We start from the raw sequence: 17341 nt of genomic DNA, 5'->3' as shown, positions 1-17341 counted from the left end.
GTCGCACAACAGGGCCGAACGAGGCGAGGCGCGGCCACCTCGGGCCGAGCGACCCGCTACGCAAGATCAACAGTCCACTTCGCCCCCGTATCCTGATCTTCAGGAGCAATGGGGGGAACATGCGCAAGTATCCGCGCCGCACGAGGCTGATCACCATCCTCGCCGGAGGGTGTGCGGTGACCGCCGCCACGGTCTTCCTCGTCGCCGCGAAGGAGGGCGGAGATGGCTGGGATCACACGCTCACCTACTCAGAGCGGACGGTGGTACCTGTTGACGGCGGCCGAATCGAGATCGCCTACGAGTCGGTGGACAAGGCGTCATCGAACATCCCCAATTACGGTGACCGGACTTACACGCCGCACGTATCGGTGACGGCATACAACGATTCCACCGAGGCAAAGACGTACACGGTCAGATTCGATGTGTCGCGGGCGGGTGCCCCTGTGCGCACCAGCAGTAATGCCATAGCCCTGTCTGGCGTATGGCCTGACAGTAGGAGCCGCGGCCAATACGAAATCACCCAGAGGGAACGCAGCGGGAAGCCTGGGGCGTCGGAGCAGGAGATTTACGTCGACAGCCCGACGGGCAAGGACTTCACTCTGGAGATACGAGAAGTGAAGTCAGAGAAGCACTACACGGAATCCGGATCTACTCGCTGACATCATCCGCCTCCGCCTCGGCTGCAGCCGAGGCGATGCGCTTCTGTTCAGCACTCGCCTCGGACCGTCGCCCCGCTCTGATCCGCTCGGCTTCCTGACGGGCGTCCTCGATGGGATACCCGGCGTCTTGCAGCATGCGGATGCCCGTCTCAAGTGAGAGCACGCCTGCGGTGACGCCGCGCACCACCTCCTCCAAGATGGCTGTCCGGTCGGTGGGGGTGTGCGGGCCGAACACGATCTGAGCAGACAGCGGGGCCCCGGCAACCCAGCCCTCGGCGCGGCCGGCCTGGTGAATCCGCTGCACCATCTTCAGTAGCAGCGCGTACTTGTGGGCCCGCGCAAGCCGCATGGAGTCGACCAGAGAGTCGAGAGGGCCGAGGGACAGTTGGAGGGCGTATCCGCTGGGCACGTCGGAAGGATCGACGGTGCCCAAGCTGACGGCCGGGAGCCGGGCGTTGACGGCGGCCCTGTCGCGTACTTCCTCAACACGGGCACGAAGTTCGGCGAGTTGGTGTGAGGTGTCGAGGACGTCCATGCGGCCGCCGTCGGCTAGCGCGAAGATCGTTCCAGGCTCGACCGCGAGCGGCTTGGGCCTGCCGGTTACACGGTCGACCTCGGGGCGGGCTCCGGCCAGACCGATGATGGGTGCGCCCGTGGTGGCGGAGGCGCGCGCGGAGTCGGTGTCTGATTCCGCCAGTTCGTCGAGGGCCTGCATGACCTTCGCGAGCGTCGGCTGCCCGAAAAGCTCACCGTCCGACACCGTGTTGCTGATGTGGACGATCGGGATGAAGTCCAGCCGCAGATCCAACTGGTGTAGAACCTCCCCGTCCCCACGGGTACGGAAGCGGGCCTTGTCGAGCGGTAGCTCGTCCAGAGACTGGCCGTGCCGAAGATCGTCCAAGGACCATTCAGCGTCGGTCAGATAGCACGTGATGGCCGAGGTCCGCCCAGATGCCCAGGGGTAGGTCCGCTCGATCTTGCCGGAGTCAGGGTTGTAGCGATCGCCGCGCTCCACGGCGAGCCTTCCCGCCCCATCGCCGACCGACTGCCGCATGCCCTGCCCGTCCGGTCCTTCATGACTGCGCGTGGATGGCGTGATGGGGCCGAGCTCGTACGTGATCCGCCGAAGCCGCGCCTTCATTCCCCTCTTGGGGTCTTCAGGGAGCTCCCAAGCCAGGTGCACGCGCTGCGGGTAGTCGCCCGGGTCGGCATCGTCCTCGATCACGGGAAAGTAGAAGCCAGGGTCGTATGTCTTGAGGCGTACTCGCTGCTTGTCCGGATCCCAGGCCAACAGGTACAGGCCGTCCCCGAGGAGCACGGCCTTGCGCTCGGCGGCCTGCATACGCAGAGGCAGCAGCTCGGTCTCCGCCCACGCTCGCAGACGCTGCTGGACCTCCGCGGCCGCTACAGCTTCGGGCGCCGGGGTGTCATCGGTGGCGTGCTCGGCGCCGGGCACGATGATCTGCTGCGACTTGCCCAGCAAGTGGGCGAGTGCGGTGTCGACGAACGTCGATGCGTCGCCGAACTCCCGGCGTTCGGAGGCTGCTTCATTGCCTGTGAGAGCGGCGAGTTCGCCGGCCTGGTTGTTGTCGTAGGCCGCCATGAGTTTGTACGCGGCGAGACGACGAACTGCTTCATCGGGCAGCCACGTTGCGTGAAGCTCGGGAGCCAGAGATCGGTGCGGCCGTCCGTCGTGCGTGGCGGACATGATCGGCTTGTAGTTGAGCCACGACCAGGCGTCGGTCAGGAAGGTGCGCAAGCCCACGAGGTTGAGGTCCGTAACGTCGGCCCCGCGCCTTCTTCACCCTAGGTGATCGAGGACCTGCGTCGTTCGGATCGTCCGTGGTGCGGTCTTCCTCCAGACCCGCCTCAGTATCGAGGACGTTGCGGAGCTCTTCCAGCAGTGGGCGGTGGTGCTCGCCCAGAACCTGCTGCCCGCGGTGGGTGCTGGCGTGAACTCCCCAATGCGACCTCGTTGTGCTCATCGTCGACCCGACAGGCGATTGTCGCCGTACGGGGTCAGAGTGCTACCGGTCTCGCTGGGGGCGGCGAGTTGCGTGAGGGCGTGGACGGCGGCGTCCATGCGGTCCGGCGAGTCCATGCCGGCGACCCACGTCACCATCTGCTGCTCCAGTGCAGGCCACTCACCGACATGGTGCACGCGGCCCTGCTCGTAGAGCTGGGCGATCGGCTCTGCTCGAAGTCGCTTGCCCTGCTTGGCAGTCACCGGCAGTACCGCGGGCATCAGCATGCCCTCCGTACGCTGTTCACGCTGCAGGCCCTGCCATGCCTGGTGGAGGATCTGCGTACTCATATCGCCGCCGAAGTTGGACTCGACCACGATGGCGTCGGCCCGCAACTCGATGGCCAGCAAGCATGCTTCGCGGCCCCATGCGTCCGCGCCGCGATTTCCCGAGCGGTCGTCCAGGACGTAAAGGTGTCCATCGCGATCGGACGCTGCTGCGACGATGCCCGTCTCGTCACCGACAGCGGACTCTCCGCCAGCCGGGTCGACAGCGACGACGATTCGGGCCAGGTCGATGCCGCGCAGCTGTGCTGCGCTGGTCCGGTTCTCGGTGATCCACGGCCACTGCCACACGCCGCCGTCCTGCGGGCGCGGCTGCTGCATGTACAGCGACCACCACACCCGCTCGCCGACCGAGCGGCGGATCTCGGCGAGTGCGTCGGCGTCATACCGCTCAGGCCACAGCGGTGCACCGATTGCACGGTTGAGGGCGTCGTCCTCGGACAGGGCGAGAGCGGGAAGGTCAATGACCGTCCACCGGTCGCCCTCATCTGCCAGTACACGGCCGGCGAGGTCGTCCTCGTCCCAGCGCGTTTGAATCAGGATCACCGAGCCGCCCGGCTCGATGCGGGTCAGGAGGACGGCCTGCCACCACTCCCACAGGCGCTTGCGCATCGTGGGCGAGGACGCCTCCTGGGCGTCCTTGATCGGGTCGTCCACCACGGCCAGGTGGGCGCCCTTGCCGGTGAGGCCGCCGCCGACACCGGCCATGACCGCGCCGCCCTCGGTGCCGGCCAGGTCGAAACGGTTCGCCGCGCTGGAGCCGGGGCGCAGGCTAACGCCGAGCTGCGGACCGTACGTGAGGATCGCGTCGCGGATCCACCGACCGTGATCGTCCGCGAGGTCGGAGGAGTACGAGGCGATCATCACCCGGTGCTCTGGGCGCCGCCGCAGATACCAGAGTGGCGCCCAGCGGGCTGCCCTGCGGCTCTTGCCGTGCCGGGGCGGCATGGTCAGCAGCAGCCGAGTCGGCTTCCCGGCCGCGACCTGCTCAAAGGCAGCGTCGATCAGCCCCAGGTGGGGGGCCTGCATCTCCCGGCCGTCGGTCAGCACCGAGGCCATCGCGCCCGGCGAACGGTCCATCGCCAGCTCGCGCTCGACCCGCACAAGCCGAGCCCGCAGTTCAGGAGTCGAGGCTGCGGCTATCTCACGGCGTCGCTGTGCGGGGAGCGACCGGTAGAGCTGGAGGACCGCGGCCTCGTCAGCCCTTGCCATCCTCGCCCGCATCGCCCCCGGCAAGGGCGATCAGCCGCTCCAGCTCGTCCAGGCCCGCAGTCTCCACCTGGACCGCGGCGCCGTCCGGGCCGGACAGTTCGGTGCGGGCAGGTCGGTCCAGGCCGAGGAGGCGGCTGCTGCGCTCGATGATCCGTACCGCACGGTCCACGGCCTGGTAGTCGCCGTTGCGGATCGCGGCGCGGTAGACGCCGAAGAAGAGTCGCTCGAGTCGCTCCACCATGAGCTGACGCAACTCATCGGTGTTGGTGTCCAGGGCGGTGGTGCGCTCGACGAGGGCCTTGGAGACGTCCTTGCAGGCGAGCTCGATCAGCCGTTTGTCGGTGGGAGGCTCCAGCCCGCGTTTGTACTTGTCGATGCCGTACCCCTGCGGGTATGCGACACCGTCAGAGTTGATGGCCGGGTCGGCGGCCAGTTTGCGGCCGATGGTCAGCCAGTCGACGCCGGCGAGCTTGAGGTCGATCGCGTCGGCGCGGCGCTGGGTGATGGCAGCCCGGGTGGCGCGGTTGGGGCGGCCCATGACACAACTCCCTGGGCCCCGCGCCTATGTCCATGATCCCTGACTCAACCGCGAACCGTGCTGACCTGCAGGTTTTCCAATCGACGGGTGATAGGCCCTCGGGTGGGTAGAGGCCCCGTGAATCGTCTGGGGGCCGCAGGCTCACGGGCTCAACGGGCGCGCCGGAGGAGGGGGGTTGCTGCCGCACACAGGCAAGGTGCATTTCGGACCGGTGAACGGAACCGTTGGGGCGCATCGTGCCGACCTGCGGCAATGGCGGGGTAGACGCCGCTGTCAGCGACGGCTGATAGACGTAGCGGATGCCTCATGTCGCACCCATGTCCCCCGAACCGTCATGCCACGGATGGAAGTTGCCGACTGGGCTGGACCCGAAATTGCCGTCGCTGGGGAAGCTGATCGCATGGCAGCGTGGCCGGTGCGCGTTATGCGGGCGACGTCCCATCGCGTGCGTAGTGGACCATGACCACGTTACGGGGCTCGTGCGGGGCTTGCTGTGCTCCACCTGTAACACGATGGAGGGCATGAAGGGCCCCGTGGAGGAGCCGTTCGCCTCCTACCGAAGTCGGCCACCCACGGCAATCATCCGTCTGACGCTTCCCTACCGCTCAGGCGATCGAGAGTATTCCTATCGATGTGATCGCCACCTCGGCTACGTGAGCATTCCTTCCGCGTGGTGCCCCGGGATCAGCGACCTCATCCTGCTTGACGATCCATCGGATCCAGCATCCATGGAGCGTGCAATGGAAGAATACGAGCGTCGGAGTCCAGGAATGGGCGACATTGGCCGAAGTGAACTGGTCGCGTTCGAATGCGTGGGTCGTCTCCGTCAGGATGGCGCCTGTCACGACCAGGTGATGCATTTGGTGGGTGATCCTCCGCCGGGGGCCGTAGTTTTTGCTCCTACTCGCGCTGCTCGGGCACAGAGTATGACCGGCACTCTGGCTTCCGGTCAGGTATTGGATATGCGAAACGAGCCGCGTGGGCTTCCGCGCCGCGGGTCAGCTCCTTTGTGGAGACGGGTCGATCGTTGAAATGGTTCGACACCTCCTTTGGTTATTGATCGTCCTCGGGTGCTCACCAGTTGGCCGGTGAGCACCCGAGAACGCAGCTGGCTCACGCCACCGATCAGGCGAACATCAGTTGCTCCGGGCCGTCGTTCTCGTCTCCATCACCTTCAGGCGGTGGAGGTGCGTCGGGGATGTCGCGGTTGCGGCGCAGCCACCACGCGAACTGCCAGTTCCTGCAGGTCCGGTACAGCCTGGAGCTCCTCCCGGTGGCGTCGAGCGGAATGGAGTGCTCGCCCCATCCGAGGATGGGGCGAGCGTTGGCCAGTCGAACTCCGAGGCCAGGAACGAGGGCGCTCCCCTCCCAGGTCTCGCCGGGAGCATGCTCGAACGCCAAGTGCGCGTTGCGGGACCAGTCCCAGGGGATCGGTAGCGCACACAGGTACCAGGCGACTGGCGGGTTCGCCGCAGGTAGGTGAAGTGTCTGCCGGCGTTGACGGGTGTTGATGTGTGGTCGGTCGGATTCCCCGAACGTCTTGAGGCAGTGTTGTGTCAGGTCGAGTTCACGGATGCCGGCCAGCCACATGATGCGGTAGCTGGCCCTGGCTTCGATATCTATGCGGACTCCGCCCGAGTCCGCCTTCAAGTACATTCCCCTACCCCTCCAGCTTGGAATTCCTATCCTTGATCAATTCTATCAAAATATCCCGAATTTCGCCGTGCTTGTTGTGTCGAAATTCGTTGGGGTAGGGCATATTGAATTCCTCTGAAAATGCCTGGTGGTATTCCTCGATCGTCAGGACTCGGGGGCGCTTGCAGACGGCCTTGACGGTGGCCCTGGTGGTGTCGCTGATCTGTACGTCCTCGAAGTAGCGATACAGCAGACCGAGGAGGGACTCGGGCGTGTGGTAGCGGATCCGCTGCCACTTGCCGCGTACGAACCGCATGTCGACGTTCTCGCTGTCGAGGAAGGACAGTCGGGTGGAGTCGCGGCTGATGGAGTGCTCGGAGTTCTCGTACGCCAGCTCCCGCTCCAAGTTGCGTGTGCCGATGCAGACTTGACCGTCCGCTGCGCAGAGCGCGTTGACGGTGGTGAGCACCCAGTGCTGGTAGTCGAGGGATGTGGTGGCGTTGATGACCGAGTCGAGGACCACCACCTCGTAGAGGCCATTGTCCTTCAAGTCGCGTTCGATGCTGCGGATCTGGCCGACGATGGTGCGGATGTCGACGGCGTACTTGCCCTTCAGGGTGCGATAGGGCTCGTAGTCGTGGATCTTGTAGCCCTTGTCGCGGAGGTGCCGGGCGTAGTCGCCGTGCCCGGCGCCGAAGTCCACCACCCGGTGGGAGGTGGTCAGCCACGGTAGTACGAGGCGCTCCCACACTTCGGACTTGTAGCGAACCTTGTCCGCCTTGGCCTTCGAGGAGTGCTCTCGCAGCCGGTTCGGCTGCACGATGTGCTGGTTCCACACCGGCGCTTGCTCTTCAAGGCCTGTCCAGTCGTAGACGCCGTACTCGCCAGTGAGGTCCTCAACGAGCTGGCCGGCATCGAAGGAGGCACAGGTCCAGGCGAGGATGTCGAATCGTTGGGCCTTGGCGACGGCCGCGTACTCGGCGTTCAGCACGATGCGGCCCTGGTCGTCGATGACCACCGACCCCCAAGGTCCGTGGGCAGCGGTCATGAACCCGATCGCCTGCTGGAACGGCAGGTTCTTCGATGCCTCAACTTCGATGGTCTGCCACGGAATCCAGCACCACTGTCCGATCGGCCCCGGCTCCGCGTACACCACGGACGACTCGGTCTCGACCCGGTTGTGCAGGAGGTTGAACTTGATCTCGTCCTGCAGCCGCACTTTCTGCGGCAGGATCATCGCCGGCGTCGTCGTCTCGCCGATCGCCTTCAAGCCTTTGGTCCTCTGGTGGCCCGCGACCAGCGTCCCGTCGGCATTAAGGATCACGGGCTTCACGACACCGTGGCGGCGTAGCGAGCCCTGCAGTCGGACGAACGACTCCTCGGACAGGCGACGCGGGTTGTAGTCCGCGGGCCGAAGCTTGGACAGCGGGTAGGCGGGGTCGAAGCGAACGTCGAGCGGGTTCACGCGACCGCTCCCTCATCGGCACGGTGCTCCTCGTTGAGGACGTGCCAGCCGAACCCGAGGTCGGAGTCATGGTCGCCGACGAACTGCTTGTACAGCGCGTCGAGCAACTCGACTTCGGCCTGTGTGATCCGCACACGGGTGGACGACCACTGCATGTACCCCCACTGCAGGTAGTCCACCGTCGCCGCGGCCCCGGTATCTGCCCCGTCCGTAGGGAGCTCGATGGGGGCCGGGAGCGCCGTCTCGTCCAGGAGCTGGTCGAGCTGCTCTTGGTCGTAGCCGGTGCCTTGGAGGTCGGGGAGTTCGGTGAGGATGTCCGCGAGGAGCACCGTGTCGTACCCGGCGAGATCGCTGGTGCGGTTGTCGACGATGACGATCTTTGCTGCGGCTGAGTCATCGACGTCGAGCCAGGTGACCGCGATCTTGTCCCAGCCGAGCTGCTTGGCCGCCTTGTAGGTGTGGTTTCCAGCCAGGACCTCGTTGGGACGGCCCGTCAGCGTGCCGCGGTTGACGACGATCGGCCGGTACTGGCCATGCGTCGTCAGAGACTCGGTGATCGAGTCCAGGTCACCGGTGCGCGGGTTGCGGTGATAGGGGGCAAGCTCGTCGACCGGGACGGCCAGGTCTGCGAGCGAGGCCGGTATACGAGAGGCGGTGGACATGCGGCTCCAGCCCCACGCCCAGCATCGAGCCTAGACGAAGAAGTCGTAGAACTCGATCGCGGTCCCGGCGAGCGAGGCTGCCGTGATCCGCGGCGTAGAAGGGGATCTTGCAGCCCTACATCGTGCACACCGTCTCAACTATCCACAGTGATCGAGGGCTATGGGGGCGGGCGGAGGCGATCACCGAGCGCCGCGCACGTCGAGGTGAACGGCGCACGCAACCCTCACACCTGCGCCGTGATAGACCGGATCCGCGCAAGCGGTCGCAGACGCGCCACCCTGAACGGACCGGAGGAACCGTGCCCCGCACCCTGGCCAACGCCCCGATCATGATCCTCAACGGGCCCAACCTGAACCTCCTCGGCCAGCGCCAGCCCGAGATCTACGGCAAGGACACGCTCGCCGACGTCGAGGCGATGTGCGCCAAAGCAGCGGCAGCGCACGGCGGCATGGTGGACTTCCGGCAGTCCAACCACGAGGGCGAGCTGGTCGACTGGATCCACGAGGCCCGGCTCCACCACTGCGGGATCGTCATCAACCCCGGCGCCTACTCCCACACCTCGGTCGCGATTCTGGACGCACTCAACACCTGCGACGGCATGCCCGTGCTGGAGGTGCACATCTCCAACATCCACCAGCGGGAGTCATTCCGACACCACTCGTACGTCTCGCTGCGCGCCGACGGTGTGATCGCGGGCTGCGGGGTGCAGGGCTACGTGTTCGGCGTGGAGCGGGTCGCTTCCCTCGTGGGGGCGGCTCAAGCTGACGCCTAGCTCCTGCGGGCCTAGTAGGTGATCAAGGAGCAGGCTCACTAACGTTGACGTGCTCCAAGAATCGATTGGCGTGTCCGTTCGTGCAGCACAGGCGGGTCAGCTGGTGAGCGGGAAGGCGAGGGCTCTGCCTGCGTGATTACTCTGGCCCCAGCAGCACCACCGAGTGTGGGGGCCGTATCTCAGGCGCTGCGCGCGAACGGCACAGTCAGGGGAGGGAGCACGCGTGCGCTTCACCGTGGTGGAACGGGGCAGGCAGGAACCCAGAGACGCACGCTCGCAGGCGGTGCTGATCAGGGAGCGGTGGGACGACCAGGGGTTCGTCACCATGTTCCATCTCGCCGTCTACGACCGGCACGGTGAGCGGCACGACATCGGCGAAGTCAAGATCGGCACGTTCGGGATGGAGCCGCACTCCGCGGTCCAGGTCCCCGACACCTTCGAGTACCTCGACGACACGTTCTTCTCGCTCGGGCAGGACGACAGCTACTACATGCGGCTGCAGGAGCTCGGGCAAGGCAGCCAGATCCGGCAAGTGGTGCTCTCCGCGCTTCGAGACATGGCGTTCGACGAGGCGATCTACCGTCGGGCCAAACCGGAACCGGTAACGCAGCGGTCCTTGATGCGCTTCCTGAAGGGCGCCGCGGTCGAGCGACAGTTCCGCCGCATCGCCCAGGGCAGCGGCGAACGCGTGCGAGGGTTCCAAGTAGCGTACGAGCCACCCGTTCCAGCAGGGAGCGGACCGAAACCCGTCCGACTGTCGTTCGCGGTCAGGCCGGAATCGCTGCCTCCGACGAACATTCACGTATTGATCGGCCGCAACAGCGTCGGCAAGTCGTTCCTCCTCAACAGCCTCACCCGCTGCATCGTCCACCAGGACGCCACCAGCCAAGAGGTGGGGCGCATCATCGGCGACGAAGGCCGGGACACCTTCGCGAACCTAGTCAGCGTCACCTTCAGCGCCTTCGACGAGTTCCCCCTCATCGACCACGCAGACGTAGCGATCGAACGCTACGCCTACGTCGGGCTGAAGATCCCCAGCAGTACGGGCAGCAAGACGCCGCGGATCAAGACTCCGAAGCGACTGACCGACGACTTCGCCGAGAGTGTGGAGGCCTGCCTCACTGGCGTCCGCGCCGAACGGTGGACGAAGGCACTGCGGACCCTGCAGTACGCCGGCAGCGGCTTCATCGCGGAGGACTGGCTCGAGAGCTTCCTCAGAACCCAAAGCGCCGACAGCCGGCGGCGCAAGGCACGCGGCCTGTTCGCATCCCTCAGCTCCGGCCACAAGGCCGTTCTGCTGACCTTGACCAGGCTCGTCGAGCACGTCACCGAACGCACCCTCGTCGTCATCGACGAACCCGAATCGCACCTGCACCCGCCACTGCTGGCCGCCTTCATCCGCGCACTGTCCGATCTGCTCAGCGAACGCAACGGACTCGCCGTGGTTGCTACACACTCACCTGTTGTGCTCCAGGAAGTCCCAGCGTCCTGCGTGTGGAAGATCCACCGGTACGGCAGCGACCTCGTCGCCGAACGCCCCGTCATCGAAACGTTCGGGGAGAACGTCGGCATCCTGACCCACGAAGTCTTCAGCCTGGAAGTCACCGACTCGGGCTACCACCGCTATCTGAAGGACGTCGTTCGGAAGAACCTCTCCTATGAGGCGGTGCTCGACCGCTTCGGCGGCCAGCTCGGCGGTGAAGCCAAAGCCATCGTGATGGCACTCATCTCCGTACGAGACACGCAAGGGGGCCTGGGGCCGGATCCGGAGGACCGCACCTGATGCGCCCTCTGTCCGTACCGAACCTGTCCACCCGAACCGTCTACCGCACGTGCATCGGTATGGCCCTGCCCAGGCACAGGACCCGGCTGGAAGCGTTGGAGCAGGCTGTTGTCGACGCGGCGGATGAGTTCGAGGCCGCGGCCGAGGCTGCCAAGCTGCACGAGCTGCAGGAGCTCGCGAAGAAGCCGACTGACGCGGCTGACCGCACGCAGCTCACCAACACGTACACGAGCCGCATGGTGCCGGAGGACTCAGCGGGAAACGAGTTCTACACCCTGCTGAAGAGGGTCCGGCACAAGATCTGTCCCCTGTGCGGGATCCGAGATGTCGCAACCCTCGACCATCAGCTGCCGAAGAAGAAGTTCCCGCTGCTCTCGGTGGTGCCGACCAACCTGGTGCCGGCATGCGGGCACTGCAATCGGCTCAAAGGCGAGGACGTGCCGAAGTCGGCCGCAGAACAGACCCTGCACCCCTACTACGACGACGTAACCGACCAGCAGTGGCTCTTTGCCCGTCTCAACGAGAGCGAGAGCCGCCCGCCCGAGATCACGTACTCCATATCTCCCCCAGGGGATGCGGACAGCGTCCTCGCGGCCCGTATCGTCCACCACTTTCAAACGTTCCAGCTGGCAGAGCTGTACGGGGCGAACGGAGGCCGGGAGATGAGCAACATCCGAGGCTTCCTGCGCATCCTTGATGCTGCCGGGAGAGCCACGTACCTGGCGAAGATGGAGCACAGCGTCGCCATGGACAAGGACGCCGGCGGCCTCAACCACTGGCGGAAGGCGCTGTACCAGGCGCTGGCCGGAAACTCCTGGTACATCAACGGCGGATTTGCTCAGTTCTGATGCTTCCGCGTACTGCTAACCGGTGGCGTGCTCGACGGGCGCGCGTGCTGGGTGAACAGTGTGCGGGGTGGGCAGGCTGTCCAACGGGGTGCCGGGCAGAAGGCACACGAAAAGATCCGAGAGCCGAAGGGGGGAGCACAATCGTGGACTTCGTCGGAGAGGTGATCCGGCTGACCCCGCTGGACGACCGCCGCCATCTGATCGACCGCGGCCCGCTGGTGCTGGCCGACATGAAGATCGCGGTGGAGACCGAGCCCGACTCGCGGCAGCAGGTCGCCGAGCGGTGGGGAATCGACCAGGCGGACGACCATCCCGAGGAGTGGCTGGACGTCGACGTGGACGTTACTGAGCTGGGGAAGGAAGCCCCGAGCGCGGCCGTCCTGAGTGGCCTGGTGGTGGCCACCACCCGTACGTCCAAGGCGGCGGTCGAGGTGTGGGGCCCTGCGACGGCCGATAAGACGTGGCCCTACCTCGTGATGCCGTGGGTGGACTTCGAGACCATGGGGGCCTGCGCGTCGGGCCGCGACGGCCGTGTGAGCTTCGGAGGGTTTCTGTTCGACCGCGACTGGGGGTGGCACTTCGATCCGCCCACCGAATCGAACGGGCTTCAGGTGCCCTTCACGCCGCTCCTCGAAGTCCCGGCCGGCGCCTTGTGGGCGACCGGGTTCACTGATGTCCCTCCGCCAGCGGCCACGCCGCGCAGTGAATGGGAGGGGATCATCGAGCGGTCCGAGTGGAAGGGCTACATTCCCGGGCGTCCTCCCGTCGCGAGTCGCTGACTGGAGTTCGCTCCGTGGATCTCTCGGGCGTCCGGCGTGATCCCCGGACAGGTCAGGCGCGAAGCCGCCGGTAGGCGACCTGTACGGCTTCGATGTAGCGGCTGAATTCCTCTGTGGTGTGCTGCCGGTTGGCGGCGCTCGTGTCGCCGTCGCGGAAGAAGGCTGCTCGCTGCGCGGTCGACAGCTCTAGCTGGACGCCGTACCCGGAGAGGTTTCGGTTGCAGATGTTCGTCGGGTTGCGTCCTGCGCGCTCGGCGGCGGCGTCGATGACGGTGAAGCCCGCGTGCTGAAGTGATCGTTTGACCCACAGCTTGAACTGCTCATCGAGACCTCCGACTTCGGTGATCTTGGTGGTGCTGTGGAATCCGTGCCAGGACACGGTGCGCACCATGCTGTTCTGCAGGGCGACGCAGCGGGGCTCGTCGAAGTGGCTTGAGGTGATGTGCAGGACTCGGTTAGTGGAGGTCTTTTTCCTGCCGCGGAACGAGTAGTAGTTGTGGCTGTCTCCTGCGGCAGCGTTCGCAGCCTCGGTGGTGCCGACTTCGATGCCTCCGCCGTGGATGGCTATGTGGGCCAGGTCGGAGCCTGGGGCGGGGCGCAGCTCTCTGGTCCAGTCGACTCCTTCGGTTTCGTGGGCTGCGAGTTCGGCGAAGTCGTCGTACGTGTCGTGGGCTGCGGTGAGGTCTGCTCCGTTGAGCAGGACGCTGTCCATGGTGTTGGCTCCGGAGGTGGTGGCGCTGGCGGAGGTTGCTGCCGGGGGGTGCTGATGTAGCAGGCGTAGACGCTGGCGGTGCCGTCGTCGGCGAGGCGGGCGGTGGCGTCGAATGCGCCGGCGGGGCGGAAGGCGCTGTGGCGGCCGGTCCGGATGCGGTACGCGAGGTTGGTGGCCCGGTTCAGGTTGCCGAGGTTCTCGATGTGCGCCCACTCGTCCGGGTGTTCGCGGAGGGCCTGGGCGGTGTCGTACGCCTCCTGGCTGCGGGTTGGGGCAGGCAGGGGTTCGAAGCGGGCGTGCATTCAGCGGTCTCCGGCGGTCGGCAGGGCGGCTTCGGCGAGTTCCCGGATGCGGGCTGCTGTGCGCCACTGGCTGTCGGAGAGGTGTTCGCACAGCTCGTTGGCCAGGCGGGCGACTTCGGCGAGGACCATCTCGGTGCCGGTGTCTGGCGTGGGGGTGCTCTGCTCGCGGTTCGGGCCGAGGGGCTCGGAGGGTGCTGTCGTGTGGTTGGTCGCGCGAGCAGAGTAATTCATGGCGGATGTTCCCTGGGGTGGTCAGCGGTTGTTGCAGCGGCAGGTGTTGGTGATGGGGTTGAACCAACTGTCGCAGGAGTTGCACCACGTGGCTCCGGGTAGCGGAGGGATCTCGGAGTGCTGCTTGGTGCGATCGCGCACGGGGTCTGCTTCCTTTGTCAGAAGTTGTCGGGGAGTTGGGCGCGGGGGCCGTCGGGGGCGAGGACGTTCACGATGTGGTCGAGGTCTTTGGGCCGCCACAGTGCGGCTTCGAGGCCACAGGCGGCGAGGTGCTTGAGCCAGTCGCGTTGAGCGGGGCGTATGCGTCCGGTGTCGGACTTGAACTCGGCGAAGATGATGCGTTTGGTCTTGGGGTGTCCGTAGACCTCGTCTGGCCATCCGGCGTCACTGCGCTGCGAGTTGTGCGTGTGGTATGTGAGTGTCCAGCCGCGGAGGGCTGCGATCTTGCGGACATGCCGGCGGAACTGTTCCTCGGTCACGCGGCCCGCCTGCGGCGCGGGACATCGGCCTCCAGGAGGGCGGCGAGGTGCGCGGCGGCGTCCGGGTCCGGTCGCGGCTGGCGCCGGACGGCGGGTGTGGCCGGGAGCGCGGGGCGGCGGTGGCGTTCCTTGAGGAGTTCAGGCAGCGGGCGCTTCGTTTCCTCCCAAAGGATCTCCTGCAGGGAGCGGCCGTATCGCTCCAGGACGAGGGCCTCGTACAGGGCGTCGTCGTGGCTCGTGTGCTGGATGTCGTGGTGATTGTTCAGGGCAGGCATGTTGGTTGCTCCATGGGTTGGCCGGGACCCGCAGGGGGGTGCGGGTCCCGGCCGGAGGGGTGGCTCGTATCTGACGAGCCGTTCCGGGCGGGCGGGGCGCGGGGGGTCGCTGCCCGTCCGGAGGTGTGGGTGGATGGTCGGGCCGTGCCAGGGCCTGACATCACTCAGAACCTAACACGAAGATGTGCACTGGCCTATTTCTGGGTCAGTCGACGATGGCGAGTTCGTCGGGCTCGTACGGGAGGGGCTTGGGTGCGCCGGGCCACTGCACCATCACGAGCCTCTGGCCGCTGATGGGGTCGGTGGCGTGTCCGTGCACTTCACCGAAGGGCCGGAGCATGCCCTTGGGGGTCGGTCGGGCGAGTGTCACGCCGGTGTGCTTCTCGAAGTCTTCCATGCCGTTCTCCTGGCTGGTCAGGTAAGGGAGTTGCGGGCGATGAGGGTGAGTGCGTGGCCCCACTGTTCGGTAACGGGTTCGTCGAAGGTGAAGCCTGAGTCGGGGGCTTCGAGTTCGGCGACCCGCCAGTCCGTGCAGGTGCCGGCGGGCGGGTGCTCGAAGTGCTGGATGGTGCCGTCGTGCAGGGTGATGGCGAGGCGGATTGTGCCGCTGGGGCTGATGGTCGCGTTGGTCTTGCTGCTTGCGACCAGGGCTTCCGCGGTGAGTGAGTCTCCGAGGATCACTAAATCTCCATTTGGGTAGTGGCCTATTTTTGGTCAGGCGAGGACTGCGAAGCCTTCGCAGACGGGGCAGGTGTCGCCCGTGCCGGGGCTGGTGCCGTCGCTGCAGGCGGGGCAGGGCAGGCATCGGCCGGTCCCGTGACAGGTGTCGCACTCGCGGTTGCGCTCGTACGGCCCGTGCAGGTAGGTGACGGTGCCCCGGCCCTCGCATTCGCCACATTCCGGGGCGTGGGTGCCGGTGACGGTCATCGCGTCGATGATTGCCGGAGCGGCGAACATTCGCTTCTCCTTTGCTGGTTGGGCCGGTGTGGGTTACCCCCTCACCTCTTGAGTTAATTCTACTATCTATGGTGGGGGAGTCCACTCCCCGCCAGTGATCTCCGACACGCCCCGTCACCGCGTTATGCGGTGAACAGGCACTTCTGCACGGGCTCTGCCTGCGGCTCGGGATCGGCGTCGAGATGCTCTATGTGCTCGGTGAGCGTCCAGTCGAGCCACCGCCACTGGGGGAGGAGCGGCCTCGGTGAAGGGCCGCTACCGCACACCAGGGAGGTGGCGCCTGCCGCTCGGGCCGCGTTCACGACGGGCGTGCGCTCCAGGATCAGCAGGTGCGGTCTGACGCGGTGGACGGTGGTGTCGTCCAGCCACACCTCGCAGTACGGCCTGTCCAGGTACGTGAGCATCGCCAGGCGGTGAATGTCGCCCCAGGCCGGGTGCAGGCCACCGGGTTTGACCCACAACCAGGCGCCCGGCCGGATGTCGCCGGGCCCGCTCGGCGTGTGCGCGTACGGAGGGCGCTGGCGGCGCCTGCGTTTCGGCGGGGCCGGTCGGGACGGCGGGTAGTGCGGGTGCGCCTGGTGGTGCTGGTGCAGTTCTTCGGCGAGCGCAGCCATCTGGTCGGCGTGGCTGTAGCAGCGGGGGCCGGTGTGCCATCGGCGCGGCTTGCTCTTCTCCCAGTACGTCGGCGAGCCGCACTGGCATCGGCCTGCGGTGAGGTACGGCTCGGCTGTATCGCACGGCCAGGTGCCGGTGCAGGTTCGGCATGTCCACGGTGTGGAGGCCGAGTTCGGCAGGTGGGCGTCCGGCAGGAGGAACGGCCGCGGCGGGGTGTACGTCGCCACGGTGTCAGGTCCCTGTGTGCGCGGTCAGAGCGGCGGCCGCGTTCTGGATCTGCCCGGCCGTCCAGGATGATCCGCTGAACTCCAGGCGGGCGAGGACCTCTCCGCCCTCCGTCAAGGTGACGCTGCACGCGCCCCTGTTCAGCTGGAGGTTCAGCTGCCGGCCACGGCTGTGGTCCTGCGGGAGGCGAAGTTGCGACCAGCCCAGTGCCGTCGCGTCGTCGTCGGCGCGCTCTGGGGTGTGGTGGCCGACCGAGTTGAGCAGTGCCTCGTCGTGGCGGCATCGGCTGTAGCAGGTGAGGAGGGCTGCCCGCGTACCGTTCACGACGAAGGCGTGACGAATGGAGGTCTGGCGGGCCTTGGTGCGGACCTCGACGTGCGGCGGGGCCGCATGCGCGGTGCGGTGAAGCCAGAACCCTTCACCGAGCTCGTCCCGGTGCCGGCGGCCGAGCTCCCAGCCCTTGACGTGCAGGATGCGCCGCCAGGTCCATTTCTGTCCGTTGCTGCGGTACTGCGGGTCTTCTGGCTGGTCGGTCATCCAGAGCGCGGTGACAGGCGTGGCGTTGAACCCGGCGTCCGGGTTGACGGTCGTCTCGATACGGACCAGGACGCGCGGGCTGTTGAAGGTGATCTGCTCGGTGGAGGTGTCCAGTTCGGTCAGGACCGGGCAGGTCTCGCAGTCCGGCTTGCGCTGAATGCAGGGTCCGAAGCCGCCCCACCGAGCGCGGCGGGTGTCGTAGCTCTCGAAGAGCGTCGGGTACGAGGTGGGTATCAGGGCGCACTGTGCGCCGCCCGCCGAGATGTGGGCGTTCAGGCTGAGACGGTTGAAGCCCTTGCCGTCGGCGGGTCGTGTCGGTGCTGGCTCAGGCAGGTAGATCGGCATG

General features: G+C 66.5%; 21 protein-coding genes. 6 read left to right on the top strand and 15 right to left on the bottom strand.

Annotated elements, in window-relative coordinates:
* Positions 1–119: 119 nt before the first annotated feature.
* Positions 120–659: a hypothetical protein gene (locus tag AB0N17_RS36640; protein WP_366015962.1), complete on the top strand. Its 540-nt coding sequence runs from the start codon at positions 120–122 to the stop codon at positions 657–659.
* Here the strand turns inward: AB0N17_RS36640 and AB0N17_RS36635 are convergent.
* From AB0N17_RS36635 to AB0N17_RS36625, 3 genes are all read right to left on the bottom strand, one after another.
* Positions 649–2418, bottom strand: a complete 1770-nt coding sequence (locus AB0N17_RS36635) for a hypothetical protein (protein WP_366015960.1) — start codon at positions 2416–2418, stop codon at positions 649–651. The genes AB0N17_RS36640 and AB0N17_RS36635 overlap by 11 nt on opposite strands.
* Positions 2419–2640: 222 nt before the next feature.
* Entirely contained in the window at positions 2641–4071 is a 1431-nt protein-coding gene (locus AB0N17_RS36630) for a terminase family protein (protein WP_366015959.1), read from the bottom strand.
* 94 nt (positions 4072–4165) lie between these two features.
* Complete coding sequence (locus AB0N17_RS36625; protein ID WP_366015958.1) at positions 4166–4717, bottom strand: hypothetical protein; 552 nt, start codon at positions 4715–4717, stop codon at positions 4166–4168.
* 299 nt (positions 4718–5016) lie between these two features.
* Here AB0N17_RS36625 and AB0N17_RS36620 point away from each other — a divergent pair, with 299 nt between their 5' ends.
* Positions 5017–5748 (top strand): endonuclease domain-containing protein, encoded by a 732-nt coding sequence (locus tag AB0N17_RS36620; RefSeq protein WP_366015956.1) that lies wholly within the window; start codon positions 5017–5019, stop codon positions 5746–5748.
* Between the two features lie 94 nt (positions 5749–5842).
* On the opposite strand, the gene AB0N17_RS36615 is transcribed toward AB0N17_RS36620, so the two are convergent.
* From AB0N17_RS36615 to AB0N17_RS36605, 3 genes are read right to left on the bottom strand one after another with little or no spacing between them, the layout of a single operon-like run.
* Positions 5843–6373 (bottom strand): hypothetical protein, encoded by a 531-nt coding sequence (locus AB0N17_RS36615; RefSeq protein WP_366015955.1) that lies wholly within the window; start codon positions 6371–6373, stop codon positions 5843–5845.
* Positions 6374–6377: 4 nt separating this feature from the next.
* On the bottom strand, positions 6378–7817 hold the full coding sequence (locus AB0N17_RS36610) for a ParB N-terminal domain-containing protein (RefSeq protein ID WP_366015954.1): 1440 nt from the start codon (positions 7815–7817) through the stop codon (positions 6378–6380).
* Positions 7814–8479, bottom strand: coding sequence for a ParB/RepB/Spo0J family partition protein (locus AB0N17_RS36605; RefSeq protein ID WP_366015953.1), 666 nt, complete (start codon positions 8477–8479; stop codon positions 7814–7816). Before AB0N17_RS36605 ends, AB0N17_RS36610 begins: the two co-directional genes overlap by 4 nt.
* A 299-nt stretch (positions 8480–8778) precedes the next feature.
* On the opposite strand from AB0N17_RS36605, the gene aroQ reads away from it, so the two are divergent.
* From aroQ to AB0N17_RS36585, 4 genes are all read left to right on the top strand, one after another.
* Positions 8779–9252: a type II 3-dehydroquinate dehydratase gene (gene aroQ / locus AB0N17_RS36600; RefSeq protein WP_366015952.1), complete on the top strand. Its 474-nt coding sequence runs from the start codon at positions 8779–8781 to the stop codon at positions 9250–9252.
* A gap of 223 nt (positions 9253–9475) precedes the next feature.
* On the top strand, positions 9476–11035 hold the full coding sequence (locus AB0N17_RS36595) for an AAA family ATPase (protein ID WP_366015951.1): 1560 nt from the start codon (positions 9476–9478) through the stop codon (positions 11033–11035).
* Positions 11035–11883: an HNH endonuclease signature motif containing protein gene (locus tag AB0N17_RS36590; RefSeq protein WP_366015950.1), complete on the top strand. Its 849-nt coding sequence runs from the start codon at positions 11035–11037 to the stop codon at positions 11881–11883. Before AB0N17_RS36595 ends, AB0N17_RS36590 begins: the two co-directional genes overlap by 1 nt.
* A 143-nt stretch (positions 11884–12026) precedes the next feature.
* Positions 12027–12662: a hypothetical protein gene (locus AB0N17_RS36585; RefSeq protein ID WP_366015949.1), complete on the top strand. Its 636-nt coding sequence runs from the start codon at positions 12027–12029 to the stop codon at positions 12660–12662.
* Positions 12663–12714: 52 nt separating this feature from the next.
* On the opposite strand, the gene AB0N17_RS36580 is transcribed toward AB0N17_RS36585, so the two are convergent.
* From AB0N17_RS36580 to AB0N17_RS36540, 9 genes are all read right to left on the bottom strand, one after another.
* Complete coding sequence (locus tag AB0N17_RS36580; protein WP_366015948.1) at positions 12715–13374, bottom strand: poly-gamma-glutamate hydrolase family protein; 660 nt, start codon at positions 13372–13374, stop codon at positions 12715–12717.
* A gap of 302 nt (positions 13375–13676) precedes the next feature.
* Positions 13677–13907, bottom strand: a complete 231-nt coding sequence (locus tag AB0N17_RS36575) for a hypothetical protein (RefSeq protein WP_366015947.1) — start codon at positions 13905–13907, stop codon at positions 13677–13679.
* Between the two features lie 158 nt (positions 13908–14065).
* Entirely contained in the window at positions 14066–14386 is a 321-nt protein-coding gene (locus tag AB0N17_RS36570) for a VRR-NUC domain-containing protein (RefSeq protein WP_366015946.1), read from the bottom strand.
* Complete coding sequence (locus tag AB0N17_RS36565; protein ID WP_366015945.1) at positions 14383–14661, bottom strand: hypothetical protein; 279 nt, start codon at positions 14659–14661, stop codon at positions 14383–14385. Before AB0N17_RS36565 ends, AB0N17_RS36570 begins: the two co-directional genes overlap by 4 nt.
* 205 nt (positions 14662–14866) lie before the next feature.
* Positions 14867–15058, bottom strand: a complete 192-nt coding sequence (locus AB0N17_RS36560; protein WP_366015944.1) for a hypothetical protein — start codon at positions 15056–15058, stop codon at positions 14867–14869.
* Between the two features lie 17 nt (positions 15059–15075).
* Positions 15076–15342, bottom strand: a complete 267-nt coding sequence (locus tag AB0N17_RS36555; RefSeq protein WP_366015943.1) for a hypothetical protein — start codon at positions 15340–15342, stop codon at positions 15076–15078.
* 33 nt (positions 15343–15375) lie between these two features.
* A complete protein-coding gene (locus tag AB0N17_RS36550) occupies positions 15376–15618 on the bottom strand; it encodes a hypothetical protein (RefSeq protein WP_366015942.1) in 243 nt (80 codons plus the stop codon).
* Between the two features lie 122 nt (positions 15619–15740).
* A complete protein-coding gene (locus AB0N17_RS36545) occupies positions 15741–16460 on the bottom strand; it encodes a hypothetical protein (RefSeq protein WP_366015941.1) in 720 nt (239 codons plus the stop codon).
* 4 nt (positions 16461–16464) lie between these two features.
* Positions 16465–17341 (bottom strand): hypothetical protein (locus AB0N17_RS36540; protein ID WP_366015940.1); only part of this gene is annotated, 877 nt, incomplete at its 5' end.

Origin of the sequence: Streptomyces sp. NPDC051133, from assembly GCF_040682635.1 — a bacterium.
Lineage (GTDB): Bacteria > Actinomycetota > Actinomycetes > Streptomycetales > Streptomycetaceae > Streptomyces.
Note: the sequence above shows the minus strand (reverse complement) of the source record. Positions and strands in the feature narration are given on the sequence as shown.

What these genes read in the sequence shown, in the direction of transcription:
- AB0N17_RS36590 (WP_366015950.1), top strand. Translation starts at nt 11,035, where the DNA reads ATGCGCCCTCTGTCCGTACCGAACCTGTCCACCCGAACCGTCTACCGC.
- AB0N17_RS36625 (WP_366015958.1), bottom strand. Translation starts at nt 4,717, where the DNA reads ATGGGCCGCCCCAACCGCGCCACCCGGGCTGCCATCACCCAGCGCCGC.
- AB0N17_RS36575 (WP_366015947.1), bottom strand. Translation starts at nt 13,907, where the DNA reads ATGAATTACTCTGCTCGCGCGACCAACCACACGACAGCACCCTCCGAG.
- AB0N17_RS36605 (WP_366015953.1), bottom strand. Translation starts at nt 8,479, where the DNA reads ATGTCCACCGCCTCTCGTATACCGGCCTCGCTCGCAGACCTGGCCGTC.
- AB0N17_RS36640 (WP_366015962.1), top strand. Translation starts at nt 120, where the DNA reads ATGCGCAAGTATCCGCGCCGCACGAGGCTGATCACCATCCTCGCCGGA.
- AB0N17_RS36620 (WP_366015956.1), top strand. Translation starts at nt 5,017, where the DNA reads ATGCCTCATGTCGCACCCATGTCCCCCGAACCGTCATGCCACGGATGG.
- AB0N17_RS36580 (WP_366015948.1), bottom strand. Translation starts at nt 13,374, where the DNA reads ATGGACAGCGTCCTGCTCAACGGAGCAGACCTCACCGCAGCCCACGAC.
- AB0N17_RS36560 (WP_366015944.1), bottom strand. Translation starts at nt 15,058, where the DNA reads ATGGAAGACTTCGAGAAGCACACCGGCGTGACACTCGCCCGACCGACC.
- AB0N17_RS36550 (WP_366015942.1), bottom strand. Translation starts at nt 15,618, where the DNA reads ATGTTCGCCGCTCCGGCAATCATCGACGCGATGACCGTCACCGGCACC.
- AB0N17_RS36615 (WP_366015955.1), bottom strand. Translation starts at nt 6,373, where the DNA reads ATGTACTTGAAGGCGGACTCGGGCGGAGTCCGCATAGATATCGAAGCC.
- AB0N17_RS36565 (WP_366015945.1), bottom strand. Translation starts at nt 14,661, where the DNA reads ATGCCTGCCCTGAACAATCACCACGACATCCAGCACACGAGCCACGAC.